The organism is Nocardiopsis alkaliphila YIM 80379, from assembly GCF_000341005.1.
In the GTDB taxonomy this organism is placed as follows: domain Bacteria; phylum Actinomycetota; class Actinomycetes; order Streptosporangiales; family Streptosporangiaceae; genus Nocardiopsis; species Nocardiopsis alkaliphila.
This window is the reverse complement of record NZ_ANBD01000078.1, coordinates 61,583-75,725: the sequence shown is the minus strand read 5'-3', so window position 1 is coordinate 75,725 and position 14,143 is coordinate 61,583. Positions and strand designations below refer to the sequence as shown.

12 protein-coding genes are annotated in these 14,143 nt (G+C 68.3%); 3 read left to right on the top strand and 9 right to left on the bottom strand.

Annotated elements, in window-relative coordinates:
* The first annotated feature begins 43 nt into the window (after positions 1-43).
* A complete protein-coding gene (locus D472_RS0112235; protein WP_152447943.1) occupies positions 44-1,657 on the top strand; it encodes an ABC transporter ATP-binding protein in 1,614 nt (537 codons plus the stop codon).
* 53 nt (positions 1,658-1,710) lie between these two features.
* Here the strand turns inward: D472_RS0112235 and D472_RS0112230 are convergent, their stop codons facing one another.
* From D472_RS0112230 to D472_RS0112200, 7 genes are all read right to left on the bottom strand, one after another.
* Complete coding sequence (locus D472_RS0112230; RefSeq protein ID WP_017604774.1) at positions 1,711-2,415, bottom strand: N-acetylmannosamine-6-phosphate 2-epimerase; 705 nt, start codon at positions 2,413-2,415, stop codon at positions 1,711-1,713.
* Complete coding sequence (locus D472_RS0112225; RefSeq protein WP_017604773.1) at positions 2,412-3,323, bottom strand: ROK family protein; 912 nt, start codon at positions 3,321-3,323, stop codon at positions 2,412-2,414. Before D472_RS0112225 ends, D472_RS0112230 begins: the two co-directional genes overlap by 4 nt.
* Complete coding sequence (locus tag D472_RS0112220; RefSeq protein WP_017604772.1) at positions 3,320-4,249, bottom strand: dihydrodipicolinate synthase family protein; 930 nt, start codon at positions 4,247-4,249, stop codon at positions 3,320-3,322. The genes D472_RS0112225 and D472_RS0112220 overlap by 4 nt, the downstream gene beginning before the upstream one ends.
* The gene (locus tag D472_RS0112215; RefSeq protein ID WP_017604771.1) at positions 4,246-5,226 is read right to left on the bottom strand and encodes an oligopeptide/dipeptide ABC transporter ATP-binding protein; all 981 of its coding nucleotides are present in this window, start codon (positions 5,224-5,226) and stop codon (positions 4,246-4,248) included. The genes D472_RS0112220 and D472_RS0112215 overlap by 4 nt, the downstream gene beginning before the upstream one ends.
* Positions 5,223-7,172 (bottom strand): dipeptide/oligopeptide/nickel ABC transporter permease/ATP-binding protein, encoded by a 1,950-nt coding sequence (locus D472_RS0112210; protein ID WP_017604770.1) that lies wholly within the window; start codon positions 7,170-7,172, stop codon positions 5,223-5,225. Before D472_RS0112210 ends, D472_RS0112215 begins: the two co-directional genes overlap by 4 nt.
* Positions 7,173-7,176: 4 nt before the next feature.
* Entirely contained in the window at positions 7,177-8,127 is a 951-nt protein-coding gene (locus tag D472_RS0112205; RefSeq protein WP_017604769.1) for an ABC transporter permease, read from the bottom strand.
* A gap of 70 nt (positions 8,128-8,197) precedes the next feature.
* On the bottom strand, positions 8,198-9,778 hold the full coding sequence (locus tag D472_RS0112200; RefSeq protein WP_239642960.1) for an ABC transporter substrate-binding protein: 1,581 nt from the start codon (positions 9,776-9,778) through the stop codon (positions 8,198-8,200).
* A 111-nt stretch (positions 9,779-9,889) separates the two neighbouring features.
* Between D472_RS0112200 and D472_RS0112195 the strand changes: the two genes are divergently transcribed.
* Both D472_RS0112195 and D472_RS0112190 read left to right on the top strand, forming a co-directional pair.
* Complete coding sequence (locus D472_RS0112195; protein ID WP_017604767.1) at positions 9,890-10,618, top strand: FadR/GntR family transcriptional regulator; 729 nt, start codon at positions 9,890-9,892, stop codon at positions 10,616-10,618.
* 72 nt (positions 10,619-10,690) lie between these two features.
* Entirely contained in the window at positions 10,691-11,851 is a 1,161-nt protein-coding gene (locus D472_RS0112190) for a sialidase family protein (RefSeq protein WP_026117615.1), read from the top strand.
* Between the two features lie 67 nt (positions 11,852-11,918).
* On the opposite strand, the gene D472_RS0112185 is transcribed toward D472_RS0112190, so the two are convergent.
* Together D472_RS0112185 and D472_RS0112180 are read right to left on the bottom strand one after the other, a co-directional pair.
* On the bottom strand, positions 11,919-13,142 hold the full coding sequence (locus tag D472_RS0112185) for a multidrug effflux MFS transporter (RefSeq protein WP_017604765.1): 1,224 nt from the start codon (positions 13,140-13,142) through the stop codon (positions 11,919-11,921).
* Positions 13,143-13,264: 122 nt separating this feature from the next.
* Complete coding sequence (locus D472_RS0112180) at positions 13,265-14,104, bottom strand: GNAT family N-acetyltransferase (RefSeq protein ID WP_017604764.1); 840 nt, start codon at positions 14,102-14,104, stop codon at positions 13,265-13,267.
* Positions 14,105-14,143: the final 39 nt, after the last annotated feature.

The following is a 14,143-nucleotide window of genomic DNA, read 5'->3' as shown; positions in this document are numbered from 1 at the left end:
TTCGCGACAGAACGAGTCGACCGGAACCGGATGGACCGAGAACGTGCTGAGGGTCGAAGGGCTCACCGTGATCGGACGTCCGTCGGACGTCGAGATCATCAGCGACGTGTCATTGACCGTGAACCGGGGAGAGATCCTCGGTCTGGTGGGCGAGTCCGGCTCGGGCAAGACCACTCTGGGGTTGTCATTGCTCCGACACCTCAAGCGCGCCACACAGATCACCGAGGGTCGGGTGTGGGTCGGTGAGCGGGAACTGGCGTCCCTGAACGAACAGCAGGTGCGGAACCTGCGCGGCCGTGCGGTGGCCTACATCCCGCAGTCCCCCGCGTCGGCGCTCAACCCGGCGTTGCGTCTGGGCACCCAACTGACCGAGGCCCTGCACGACGACACATCGACCTCGGATCAGGTAGCCGAACGGGTGCGGGAGGTACTGCGCGAGGTGGCGCTACCCGACGATCCCGCGTTCCTACGCCGTTACCCGCACCAGTTGTCCGGTGGACAGCAACAGCGAGTGGCGATCGCGATGGCGTTCGTGGGTCGTCCCGACCTCATCGTGCTGGACGAACCGACCACCGGCCTGGACGTGACCACTCAGGCGCACGTGTTGGAGACCATCAAGGCGATGACCCGCGAGTACGGGACCGCGGGGGTCTACATCAGCCACGACATGGCGGTGGTCGCCGACTTGGCCGACGACATCGCGGTGATGTACCAGGGTGAACTCGTCGAACACGGACGCACCGAGCAGGTGCTGTCCGCCCCTCGGCACGAGTACACACGACGACTGCTGATGGCGGTGCCCCTGCTTCGCACCTCCGGGCACACCGAACCCGCGACACGGACCGAGGAGCCGCTGCTACGGATCTTCGAACTGTCCGCCGGTTACGGGCGTACCCGGGTGCTGGAGGGCATCGACCTATCGGTCTCTCGCGGCGAGTGCGTGGCCCTGCTGGGCGAGTCCGGATCGGGTAAGACGACCCTGTCACGTTCGGTGGCCGGTCTGCACCACCAGTTCGAGGGTGGGCTGGTCTTCGATGGTCAGGCTCTGGCCGGCACCAGCTACCGGCGCACCGCCGAACAGCGACGACGTATCCAGTACGTGTTCCAGAACCCCTATGAGGCACTGAACCCGCGCAAGCGCGTGCGCGACCAGATCCTGGGCCCCTATCGCCACCTGGTGGGCCGCCCCGACGACCCGGACCTGGTCGTGGCCCAGGCGTTGGAACGTGCCGCGCTTCCGGCCTCCTACGGGGAGCGCTTCCCCGAACAGCTCAGCGGTGGTGAGCGTCAGCGCGTGTGCATCGCGCGCGCGGTGGCGACCCGGCCGGACCTGCTGGTGTGCGACGAGATCACGTCGGCGCTGGACGTGTCGGTGCAAGCGGAGATCGTGAAGCTGCTGAGGTCGTTGCAGGACGACGGGATGGCGCTGTTGTTCGTCACGCACAACATCGCGCTGGTGTCCAACATCGCCGACCGGGTGGCGGTCCTGAACAAGGGCCGGATCGTGGAGTACGGACCGGTGGGCCAGGTGATGTCAGCGCCCGAGCACGAGTACACCCGGGCACTGATCGCCGACACACCCGACTTCGAGTTGTCCTTCCCAGGCGCTCCCGAGCGCCTGAGCATGGACTCCGAGGGTCGGGTCACCGACGGCTGACCGGAACGGATGAGTGGCCGGGCACGCACGAGGCGTGCCCGGCCACTCGGTTCTCAGGGTCGGGGGGCGAGGGCTCCGGGATGAGCGGCCTCCACGAACCAGCGGGTCAGGGTGGTCGGGTGGGTGATCGCCGTACCGACGACCACGGCGAAGGCCCCCCGCCCCAACGCCTCGGTGACGTGTTCCGGGCGGTGGATACGCCCTTCGGCCAGCACCGGTACGTCCAGATCACCGGCGAGGTCCTCCACCAGGTCCAGGTCGGGCCCCTCCCGCCGAGGGGAGTGCGGGGTGTAGCCCGACAGGGTCGTGCCCACCAGGTCGATCCCCGCCTCCCGTGCCGCACGCCCCTCTTCACGGGTGGAGACATCGGCCATGACCAGTCGCCCGGTCTCCTCGTGAACGGCTCGAACGATCTCGGCCGTGGTACTGCCGTCCGGACGTGGCCGCCCGGTGGCGTCGATGGCCACGACGTCGGCGCCGGCGCGTGCCACCTCCAGGGCCAAGGCCAAGGTGGGGGTGATCACGACGCCCTCGGTGCCCTCCTTGACCAATCCGATCAGGGGCAGGTCCACCATGGAGCCGATCCGGGCGATGTCCGTCAGGCCCTGGGCCCGAATCCCCACCGCTCCACCATCGCGCGAGGCCATCGCCATCCGGGCCATGGTGGCGGGGTCGCGCATGGGTTCGCCGGGATAGGCCTGACAGGAGACCACCACCCCACCGCGCAGCGTCTCCAGGATTTCCGTTCCCCTGCTCATCCGTGTTCCCTCCACGCCATGTGTCCGGCGCCCAGCAACGCCGCGTCCGCCCCAAGGTCCGAAGGCACCGGTGTCAGTCCCCTCAGGGCCGGCACCAGTCCTCGTTCGGTCCCTTCCCGTAGCGCCGACCACCAGCGTTCACCGGACTCGGCCACCCCTCCGCCGACCACGACGACCTCCGGAGCGACCACGTTGGCCACTCCCGCCAGTGCCTCTCCCAGGGCCCTTCCCCCTTCGGCCAGGACCGCCTCGGCCACCGGGTCCCCCCGTTCGGACGCCTCGACGAACTCCGCCAGGCCCAGGTCCCACGCACCGCTGCGTTCGCGGTACTCCTCCAGCAGGGCCGGCCCCGACGCCACCGCTTCCACGTGTCCCTCGGCCCCGCAGGGGCAAAGGCGCCCCGCGGCGGCCGGTACGGGGACGTGTCCGGCGTGCCCGGCCACCGCGCGGAACCCGTGGTGGACCCGCCCCTCCAAGAGCAGGGACGCCCCCACCCCCGTGCCCACGGCGACGAACAGGACCGTGGACCGGCCCCGGGCCGCGCCCCGTCGGTACTCGCCCAGCGCGTGCGTGTGCACGTCGTTGGTCACGGTGACAGGTCGGCCCAGGAGCCGGCCCAGGCCGCCCCGAAGGTCGGTCCCGGCCCATCCGGTCAGGGCGTCGGTGGCCGAGACCACCGAGCCGGTGTCGGGGTCGATGACACCGGCGCTGCCGACACCGACCCCGACCACGTCCCGCTCCCGGGCCACCTCATCGACCAGCTCGGCGGCCACCGCCAGGATCGCCTCGGGGCCGGCCCCGGCCGGTGTGGGGCACCGTTTCCGGACCCCGAGCACGCCGTCGGCCGTGACCGTCGCGGCCGCGATCTTGGTGCCACCGATGTCCAGCGCCACCGCGACCGGGTTCACAGCAGACCGACCTCCTCCAGGACCGCGCGCACACGAGCCGTCTCCTCCTTGGTGAAGGAGCGCATCGGCGAGGCCGGGGTGGCGTCGTCGATCACCCCGAGCAGGGCGAGGGCGCACTTGAAGGCACCGAGTCCGGCGGTGGATCCACCCGCGGTGGCCGGGTCGGCGGCGCGCACGATGCGGAACAGACGGTTGAGCCGCTCCTGCTCTCGTCCGGCCTCATCCCAGTCACGGCTCTGGCAGGCCCGCAGCAAACGGACGTACCCGTGCGGGTCGACGTTGGCCAGTCCCGGAACGGCGCCGTCCGCTCCGATGAGCATCATGGCGTCGACCACGGCCTCGTGACCGGTCAGCACGGAGAAGCCGGGGACGTCCCGAACGCCGACGATCACCTCGCGCAGGCCAGGGTCGTCTCCACTTGAGTCCTTGAGTCCGTCGATGATTCCTTCCGAGGCCAGTGCGATGACCTGGTCGGAGGACAACTTGCTGTGCACCGAGACCGGGACGTCGTAGGCCAGGATCGGCAGTTCCGCCCTGGAGCGGACGAGACGGAAGTGGCGGTCGATCTCGGTGGGGTGGACACGCGTGTAGAAGGGCGCGGTGACCACCAGGGCGTCGGCGCCCCGTTCGGCCGCGGACTCGGCGCGTTCCACGACGCGGGCGGTCGTGGTCTCGATGCAGCCGGCCATGACGGGGACCTGTCCGGCGACCGCTCCGACGATGGTCTCCAGGGCCGTGTCGCGCCGGGCATCGGTCAGGTACGCGGATTCGCCTGAGCTGCCCAGGGCGAAGAGTCCGCTGACCCCCGCTTCGAGGAGGTGGGCGACCACGCGCTCCAGTGATGCGGTGTCGACCTCGCCGTTCGTGTCCAAGGGGGTCACGATCGGCGGGACCACACCCGTGTACTTCGGACTGCGCTGACTCATGCGGGACTCCTCGCGATGGTTTCGGGATGGAAGCAACTCCAGGTGTGACCGTTGTCGAAGTCGCTCTCGGGGAACGCCTCGGCACAGGCGTCGGTCGCCTTCCAACAACGGGTGCGGAACGGACAACCGGAGGGTGGTGCGGTGGCGGAGGGGACCGGACCGTGCAGGATGATCCGCTCCGAAGCGTGCAACAGGCTCGGGGTGGCGGAGAACAGGGCCCGGGTGTAGGGGTGACGAGGTTCGCTCACCACCTGCTCGGTCGGTCCCTCCTCCACGATCCGCCCCAGGTACATCACGGCGATCCGATCGGCGAGGTGGCGCACGGTCTGGATGTCGTGGGAAACGAACACCATGCCCAGCCCCAGACGAGCCTTCAGGTCGACCAAGAGGTTGAGCACCTGAGCACGAACGGACACGTCCAGGGCACTGGTCGGTTCGTCCGCGACCACCACGTCCGGTTCCAGTGCCAGGGCACGGGCCACGGCCACGCGTTGGCGCTGTCCACCGGACAACTGTGCGGGAACCGCGCCTCCCACGTGCCCGGGCAACCCGACCAGGGAGATCAGTTCGTCCACGCGTCGCTCCCGGGTGGCCCGGTCTCCCCGGCCGTGGACGTCGAGTGGATCACGCAGGATCCGCCGGACCGACAGTCTGGGGTTGAGAGCGGTCGAGGGGTCCTGGAAGACCACTCCCATGGCCGCGCCGAACTCCCTCCTCCGTCGCGCGGTCGACATCGCCCACAGGTCCTCACCTCGGAAGCGGACCGTGCCGTGTGTGGGGCGCTGGAGGCCGGTCGCCACCTTGGCCAGGGTCGACTTGCCGCAGCCGGACTCACCGACGATGCCCAGGACCTCTCCCTTGTTCACCGTCGCCGTGGCTTCGGTCAGGGCGTGGACGCGGTCGCGGCTGAAGAGCTTCCCGGTCCGCGCGGTGTGCACCACGTGGACACCATCGAGTTCAACGATCGGCTCGGTCACAGCAGGGCCTCCTTCGTCACCGGCGCGGGGTGCAGGCAGGCGTACTCGTGGCCGGGTCCGTCGAGAGCCAGGGCGGGCGGTGCCACCAGACAGTCGGGGCGAGCGGCCGCGCAGCGGTCGGCGAAACGGCAGCCCGCACCGAAGTCACTCGCCGAGGGGACCACTCCGGGAACCTGGTGCAGCCGTTCGGCCCCGGCCTCCAGGGACAGGACCGAACCGAGCATCCCCCGAGAGTAGTGATGACGCGGCCGAGTGAGCAGGTCGCGCACCGGGGCGACCTCCGCGAGCTGTCCGGCGTACATGACGGCGACACGATGGGACATCTCGCCGACCAACGCGAGGTCGTGCGAGACCAGCACCATCGCGAAACCCAGTTCCTCCCGCAGACGGCCGAGCAACTCCACGACCTGGGCCTGCACGGTGACGTCCAGGGCGGTGGTGGGTTCGTCGGCGATGAGCAATCGCGGCTTACGGGAGAGCGCCATGGCGATGAGCACGCGCTGACGTTGGCCTCCGGAGAGTTCGTGCGGGTAGCTGCGCATGACCCGATCGGGGGTGAGCCCGACCAGTTCCAGGAGTTCGGCCGGGCTCTGGTCGCCGCCCCGGCTGGTGAGCTGGCGCAGCTGGGTGCCGATCAGCACCGACGGGTTCAGGGAGGACATGGCGTCCTGGTAGACCATGGCCAGTTCCGGGCCGGAGTGGGCACGCCGTTCCTTGGCCGACAGGGAGAGCAGGTCCCGCCCTTGGTAGAGGATCCGCCCCTTGACCCGTGCTTGCCGGGGCAGCAGTCCCATCAGCGCGAGACTGGTGAGGCTCTTGCCGCAGCCCGACTCGCCGACCAGCCCGAGGGTCTCCCCGGCGCGGACGTCGAAGGACACACCCTCGACCACGGACACGTCCCCGTGGCTGGCCGGGAAACCGATGGTCAGGTCGCGTACGGACAACAGGGTGCGGGCGTCCTCGGCGACGGGAGGCAGGAACTCTCCGCGCTCGTGGACGACCGCGGACAGGTGGGCCAACGACTCGGTCCGGGTCTCGTCCTCGGCGGCGACCTCCTCGGCCTCCTTCGTGGCCTCGCCCTCGGACCGCACCGCGGCCTTGGGCGCGGCCCAGGCGTCGGTGAGCCCTTCGGCGAGGATGTTCAGGGCGAGCACGGTGAGCAGGATGGCCAGGCCGGGGAAGAAGGTGGCCCACCAGCCACCGGACAGCAGGAGCTGACGTCCGTAGGAGATCACGTTGCCCCAGCTGGGCAGCGGGTCCTGGATACCGGCCCCGATGAAGGCCAGGCTTGCCTCGTAGACGATGGCGTCGGCGACCAGGATGGTCGTGAACACCATGACCGGTGCCGCGCAGTTGATCGCCACGTGCTTGAGCAGGATGTAGTGGCGACGCGCCCCGATCAGGCGTTCGGCGGCGACGTAGTCCTCCTCGTATTGGGCCAGGACGTTGGCTCGCACGACCCTGGTCAGTGAGGGCACGTAGACGATCGCGATGGCGATGATCAGGACGGGGACGCCACTGCCGAAGACGGCGACCAGCACGGCGGCCAAGGCGATACCGGGGAAGGCCATGACCACGTCGAGCACCCGCATGATCGACTCGTTGACCACTCGATGGGAGGTGGCGGCGATACCTCCCAGGACACCACCGACCACGAGCGCGACCAAGGTGGCGCCCAGACCGATCAGCAGGGAGTAACGGGCTCCGTACACCAACCGGGAGAAGATGTCACGGCCCGCCCTGTCGGTCCCGAACCAGTGGTCGGGTCCGGGTGGTTGGGCCGGTACGCCGGTGGTCAGCGGGTTTTGGGCGAACAAGGGTGCTGTGATCGCCAGGACGCAGATCACCAACATGATCGCCAGGGAGATCTTCGCCGAGAGGGAGAGACGGCGTTTTCGTGAGGGCTTCGAGAGCCCGATCAGGCGGGACGCGAGCTGTGGGCGCACGTGATCACACCTCTCGGATCCGTGGGTTGACGACGACGTAGAGCAGGTCGATCACGAGGTTGACGACCAACAGGGCGACGGAGACCGTGAGCACGGCTCCCTGGACGAGGGCGACGTCTCCGTTGGTCACCCCGGTGAGCAGCAGCTGGCCCATACCGGGGAGATCGAAGATGGTCTCGATGACCACCGCGCCGCCCAACGCGTATCCGAACCGCCACCCCAGCACCGTCAACGGTGTGATCAGTGCGTTGCGCAGGGCGCCGCGCAAGACCAACCACCGGGGCAGGCCGTTTCCGGTCGCGGTGCGCACGTAGTCACGGTCGAGTTCCTCGACCATCGACGTACGTACCAGACGGGAGAGCTGGGCTCCGATGGGGACGGCCACCGCGATGGCGGGCAGCGTCATGGACGCGGCCCAGTCGGCGATGGACTCACCAGGGGCGACGTAGCCGCCGGGAGGTAGCAGTCCCAGCCCGAGGGAGAACTGTTGGATGAGCAGGATCGCCAGCCAGAAGGGGGGAAGCGCGACACAGGTGATGGAGACGATGCGGGTCACCTGGTCCGGCCAACGATCTCGCCACAGAGCCCCGGTCAACCCCATGAACAGGGCGAACACGATGGCTCCGGCCATGCCCAGCATGGTGAGTTCGAGGGTGAGCGGAAAGGAGTCCACGATCCGGTCCGCGACCGGTACCGCCGGAGGAGCCGTCATCCCGAGGTCGCCTTGGAGCAACTGCCCCAAGAAGAGGACGTAGCGCACCAGCAGGGGTTGGTCGAGTCCGTGTTCGGCCGCGTAGGCGGCTCGGGCCTCTTCGCTGGCACCGACGCCCAGAGCGTTGTAGGCCGGGTCGTTCGGTGAGAACTGCAGGACTACGAAGACCAGCAAAGAGACGCCCATGAGCATCACCGGCAGGACCAGTGCTCTGCGCAGGGCCAGGCGCACGAAGACGCGCATCGAAGTGATTCTCCTCGTGGGGAGGGGCGGAATGGGGCCGGGTGTCGAGAGGACACCCGGCCACGGGTGATCAGGCGGGGCCGGCGTCCAGGAAGGACAGACCTGTGGTGGGGACGGGGGCGAAGCCCTCCAATTCCTCCTCGTTCCAGGCCGTGGTGAGCTTGCGGTGCAGGATCGGGTAGAGGGGCACTTCCTCGGAGATCAGGTCGAAGACCTCGCCCCACAGTTCCGCCCGCTCGGCCTCGTCCGACCTTTGGGCCGCCTCGTCGAGGAGTTCGAGGACGCGTTCGGCCTCCTCGGTGTCGTCCCAGTAGTAGTAGTTCGACGGCCACTGGCCGTCGTAGAACCAGCGCAGGAGGAGGTCGGGGTCGTTGCCGAAGACCGAAGGGTCACCAGGCGCGACCATGACCCGGAACTTCCCGGTCTCGACCTTGTTGGCGTACTGCCCACCGGACTCACCGATGTCGAGGGTGGTGGCCACCCCGATGGCGTCCCAGCTCTCCTTGATGAGGGGGACCACGTCCCTGACCCATCCGGTGTTGGTCGTGACCAGGGTGACCTCCAAGTCCTCGACCTCGGCCTCCTCCAGCAGTTCCTTGGCGCGGTCGGGGTCGTGCCGGTAGACCGTCCCGGACTCCTGGTAGTCCGGATGCGTCTGAGGAAGGTAGCCGCTGGCGGCCGTGGCCCCGCCCATCATGGCGGTCTCGATGATCTTGTCGTGGTCGATGGCGTAGTGCAGGGCCTGGCGGACCCGCTTGTCGTCGAAGGGCGCCTCGGAACAGTTGAACATCAGGAACAACAGGCCGAACGACTGTTCCTGTTCGACCGTCGCGGTCTGGGCCAACCCTTCTGCGTCGAGGTAGGGCACGTCCTCGATCACCGAGACCCGACCGGACTGCAGTGCGGTGACCCGGGCGCTGGGGTCGTCCAACAGCAGCCAGACCATCTCCTCGGCCTTGGCCTCGCGCGGTCCGTTGTAGGCCTCCCACTTGGCGAAGGTGATGTTGTCCGCGGCGGTGGCCGACACCAGCCGGTAGGGGCCGGAGCCGACCGGAGCCGAGTCGAAGGCCTGGGCGTCTTCCTCGACCAGCGCCTTGGGCACGATCTTGACGACACCGAGGCGTTCGTTGGCGAGGGCGAAGGGGTGCTTGAGGGTGATCTCGACGGTGTTCTCGTCGACCTCGGTCACACCCTCGATGAACGAGATGAACTGGGCCATGAGCGAGTTGTTCTCAGGGTCCAGCACCCGTTCGAAGCTATAGACCACGTCCTCGGTCGTCACGGGGTCACCGTTGTGGAAGACCGCTTCCTCGCGGAGTGTCACGCGCAGGGTCGTGTCATCGACCTGCTCGGGCATCTCGGCGGCCAAGGCCGTGTACGGCTCTCGGGTGACCGGGTCCAGGTCCACCAAGGCCTCGAAGACGTGCAGGTTGGCGGCCTGGGGAAGAGCCCCGGTGGCGATCATGGGGTCGAACCCGGTGGAGAGCGTGTAGGACATACCGGCTTCGATCCGTGTGGTCGAGGCACCTCCCCCGCCCGAGGATCCACCGCAGGCGCTGAGTACGCCCGCCATAGCCGCTGCGGTACCGGCCGCACCGGCGAACTGCAGGAAACGTCGACGCTCCATGACGCCGAGTTGGAAGTGGGACACGATCACTCCTCGTGGGGGATTGCAGGCCTCAGGACGAATAGGCATATGACGTCTGATGTCTGATGCCTGTAGGGTGTGACTCTAAGCACTAGACCGGAAAGGGGTCAATACGTGACCGAGAATTTGCTCAAGCCGACACCCAAGAACACGTTGCGCGGCCATGAGGTCACCGAACAGATCAAGAACTTCATCCTGCGCAATGGCCTGACCTCGGGTGATCCCCTGCCCACGGAATCCGAGCTGTGCTCAGAGCTGGGCGCCAGCCGCTCCAGTGTTCGCGAGGCCATCAAGCGGCTCAGCGCCTTGGACATCGTCGAGGTCCGCCATGGACACGGGACCTATGTGGGCCGGCTGTCACTCAACGCGCTGGTCGAGAGCCTGACCTTTCGGGGACGGCTGAGCAGCGGGGACGATCTGGCGACCCTGTCCGAACTGGTCACCGTACGCAAGGTCCTCGAACAGGGCATGGGGGAGGCCATCATCCAGGCCTACGACGACGAGCAGCACTCGGCCCTGGAAGCACTCGTCCTACGGATGGAGGAGGCCGCCGAGCGGGGCGAGAGCTTCATAGAGGAGGACCGTAGCTTCCACCTGATGTTGCTGGCGCCCATGAACAACCACCTGGTCACCCAGCTCACCGGCGCCTTTTGGGACGTCCAGGCCGTCGTCGCCCCGCTCCTGCTCACCACCGAGGCGGAGGCCCGAGAGACGGCCGCCGCCCACCGGGCGATCATCGAGTCCGCACGTCACGGTGACCTTCCGGCCTTCGTGGCCGCCGTGGCCGAACACTACGCACCGATCCTCAACCACCTACAGGAGCCGGAGGGGAACAGGGGTTGACGCCGTGCGAACATCCACTTAACGTCACAGACGTCTGATGTCTGATGCCTCCGCCCCCGATGGAGGTATCACTTGAGAAAATACGCGATCCCGCTCATCGTGTCCCTCGGCCTGTCCATGGCCGCTCCCCTACCCCTACCCGCCCTGGCCGAGGACCGCCCCCAGACCGACACCGCCCCCCTCTTCGAAACGACCGACCTCGCCAGCGCCGGGGAGGGTGCGCACACCTGGCGCATCCCCGCCCTGGAGGTGTTGGAGGACGGCACCCTGATCGCCGCCTACGACCGCCGCAACGACAACGCCTCCGACCTGCCAGGAAACCTCGACCTCGTGGTCCGTCGCAGTCATGACAAGGGGCGGACCTGGACCGAGCCCCAGATCGTCGTCGACTACGACGGCGGGGTCGGCGCCGGAGACCCCAGCCTGCTCGTGGACCGTGAGACCGGCCGGATCTTCCTGTTCCACGCCCACGGCCCGGCCGGGGTCGGGTTCTTCAACTCCTCCGACGGCAACGCCAACGACAGCGACGACATCCTGCACGCCGACTACTCCTACTCCGACGACGGTGGACTGACCTGGAACACCAGAAGGATCACCGAGGACATCAAGGACCCGTCCTGGTTCGGGATCTTCGCCTCCTCCGGTACCGGCATCCAAACGTCCCAGGGGCGCCTGATCCAGCAGTACGCCTACGACTCCGGTGACGGCGTCTACGCGGTGAGCGTCTACTCCGACGACAACGGCCAGACCTGGCAGGCCGGCGAGCCCGTGGGGCCGGGCATGGACGAGAACAAGACGGTCGAACTCGCCGACGGCCGCATCATGCTCAACAGTCGCACCGCCCAGGGCCCCTACCGCCTTGTCGCCTACTCCGAGGACGGCGGTCGGACCTATAGCGACCCGGTCCCCGACCACGACCTGGTCGACCCCACCAACAACGGCGCCGTGGTCCGGTACGACCCCAAGGCCCCCATGGGGTGGCCGGAGGCCCACAAACTCCTGTTCACCAACACGAACCACGCTTCTTCGCGACAGAACCTGACCGTGCGCATGTCCTGCGACGACGGCCAGAGCTGGCCCGTGTCCAAGGTCCTGGACCCCGGCGCGGCCGCCTATTCGACCATCGTTCCCCTGGGCTCCGATGAATTCGGGGTCCTCTACGAGCGCGGAAACGTCGAGCACATCACCTTCGCGCGGTTCAACGCCGGCTGGTTGGGCGGCGACTGCACCTGACCGACGACCCGCGACGCCCTCGGGTGATCGCACCGAGTTCCCAGGCCTTGGGGGGTGAAGAGCGCCCTCAGGGCCTGGGGTCCGGGGCGACGGTGCGGGCGGAGGGGTGGGTCATGGTGGCCATGGCCAGCAGCCCCAAGGCCGACGTGCCGAACAGCAAGACGCCCATCGGCACGGCGGTGCTCTCGTCCAACCCCACCATCGGGGCCACGACCGCGCCGATGAGCATGGGCAGCGCCCCCAGCAGGGAACCGGCACTGCCCGCCCGGTTCTCCTGACCCTCCATCGCCAACGCGAAGGAGCCCGTGAGGACCACTCCCATGCAGGTCATGTAGACGAAGATGGGAACCACCAGGAGCACCAGCGGTCCCTGCAGGAGCGCGGTGGTCATCACCACCGTCGTGGCCACCAGGGCCGTGACCACCGCGACGAACAACAAAGGGCGCTCCCCGACGTGTTCACCGAGTCGCCCCACGGCGGCGCTGCCCAGGATGATCGCGACGCCGTTGACCCCGAACAGCACCCCGAACACCTGGGGTGACACCCCGTACAGATCCTGATAGACGAACGGGGTGCCGGCCACGTACGCGAAACTGCCACCGTGCAACAGACCGACCACCAGGGTGTACCCCAGGTAGCGGCGGTCCCTCAGCAGCGCACCCATCGTGCGCATCGCTCCGCCCACGGTGCCGGGGATGCGGCGCTCGGCCGGCAGGGTCTCGGGCAGGCGCAGGGCGACCACGACGATGATGGCGGCCCCCAGCAGCGCCAAGGCCCAGAAGATGGAGCGCCAATCGGTGAAGGAGGGCCACAGCACGGCGCCGCCCACGATCGGCGCGGCCATCGGGGCCACCGCGACAACGACCATGATCAGGGCGAAGAAACGGGTGAGCGCCGGACCATCGAAGACGTCGCGCACCACCGCCCTGGACAGCACCACCCCGGCACTGGCGGTGAAGCCTTGGAGGAAACGGCCCAGCACCAGCACCCCCGTACCGGGTGCCAACGCGCACAGGACCGAGGCCAAGACGAACAGGAAGACACAGACCAGCAGCGGCCCGCGTCTTCCCCGTGCGTCGCTGATGGGCCCGATCACCACCTGGCCCACGGCCAACCCGATCAGGCAACTGGTGAGGCTCAACTGCACCTGGGAGGCGTTCGCGCCCAGCTCCGCGGAGATCTCCGGAAAGGCCGGGAGGTACATGTCGATGTTGAGCGGGCCGAGCACCGTGAGCAGGGCGAGCAGCAGGGCGAGCCCCAGGCGTGCGCGTCCAGTGGGGTTGTGGAGCATCGGACCTCTTCCGAGCACGAGGAGAGTCGGGGCGGGGTGGTGGGAGGGCCCGTCCACGTTATCGACCCCGTGCCCCCATGGCCCGGGGTCGATGATCAACCTGACGAGGATCCGTCAGGTGTTCAGAAGAGGACCGACATGACCTCTCCGACCTGTCGGAAGCCGACCCGCCGGTAGGCGGCGCGGGCCGGGGTGTTGAAGTCGTTGACGTACAGGGTCACCCGAGGCGCGATCTCGGCCAAGGCGTACCGGACCACGGCGGCCATACCCGCGGCGGAGTGCCCCTGACCGCGTAGGTCGGGGTGCACCCACACGCCCTGCACCTGACAGGCGTGCCGAGTGACCGCACCGATCTCGGCCTTGAAGACGACCCGACCATCCTCGATCCGGGCGAAGGCACGGCCGGAACGGACGAGTTCGGCCACACGTGCCCGGTAGAGCGCTCCGCCGTCACCGGAGTCCGGGGGAACCCCGACCTCCTCGGTGAACATGGCGACACAGGCGGGCACCAGGGTGTTGAGTTCCTCCACGCGAACACGCCGCACCAGCGGGTCGGCGGGCACGGCCGGCGGTCCGTCGATCTCCAGAACGGGCTGACTGGCTCGGATGACGCGGGCCGGTCCCCAGGCCGGCGTGACCTGTTCCCAAAAGTCGCTGACCGCTTCCACCGGGCCGACGATCGAGGAACAACGCCTTCCTCGCCAGCGGGCGTGGTCGGCGAAACTACGGATGGCGGCGGGTCCGGCGTTGACCGGGACGAGGTTGGCACCCGAGTAGCACAGGGCGGTGAGGCGGCCCCGCTGGACGTGTCCCCACACCTCGGAGCCCCCACCGGCGGAGATGGTGGTGGTCATCAGGCGTGAGGCGACGAAGACGTTGCCCACGGGATCGGTGTCCAGGATCTTTCGGACGGCCTCCCGGTCGCGTTCGCCTAGAATCCGAACCGGTGAGGTCCGCAGCATCGCATCTCCCCCATCTCCCCCATCGACCGGGAACGGTCC

Bases quoted from the DNA above. Each gene is read 5' to 3' on its own strand.
- D472_RS0112185 (WP_017604765.1), bottom strand. From the start codon at position 13,142: ATGCTCCACAACCCCACTGGACGCGCACGCCTGGGGCTCGCCCTGCTG.
- D472_RS0112180 (WP_017604764.1), bottom strand. From the start codon at position 14,104: ATGCTGCGGACCTCACCGGTTCGGATTCTAGGCGAACGCGACCGGGAG.
- D472_RS0112205 (WP_017604769.1), bottom strand. From the start codon at position 8,127: ATGCGCGTCTTCGTGCGCCTGGCCCTGCGCAGAGCACTGGTCCTGCCG.
- D472_RS0112220 (WP_017604772.1), bottom strand. From the start codon at position 4,249: ATGAGTCAGCGCAGTCCGAAGTACACGGGTGTGGTCCCGCCGATCGTG.
- D472_RS0112230 (WP_017604774.1), bottom strand. From the start codon at position 2,415: ATGAGCAGGGGAACGGAAATCCTGGAGACGCTGCGCGGTGGGGTGGTG.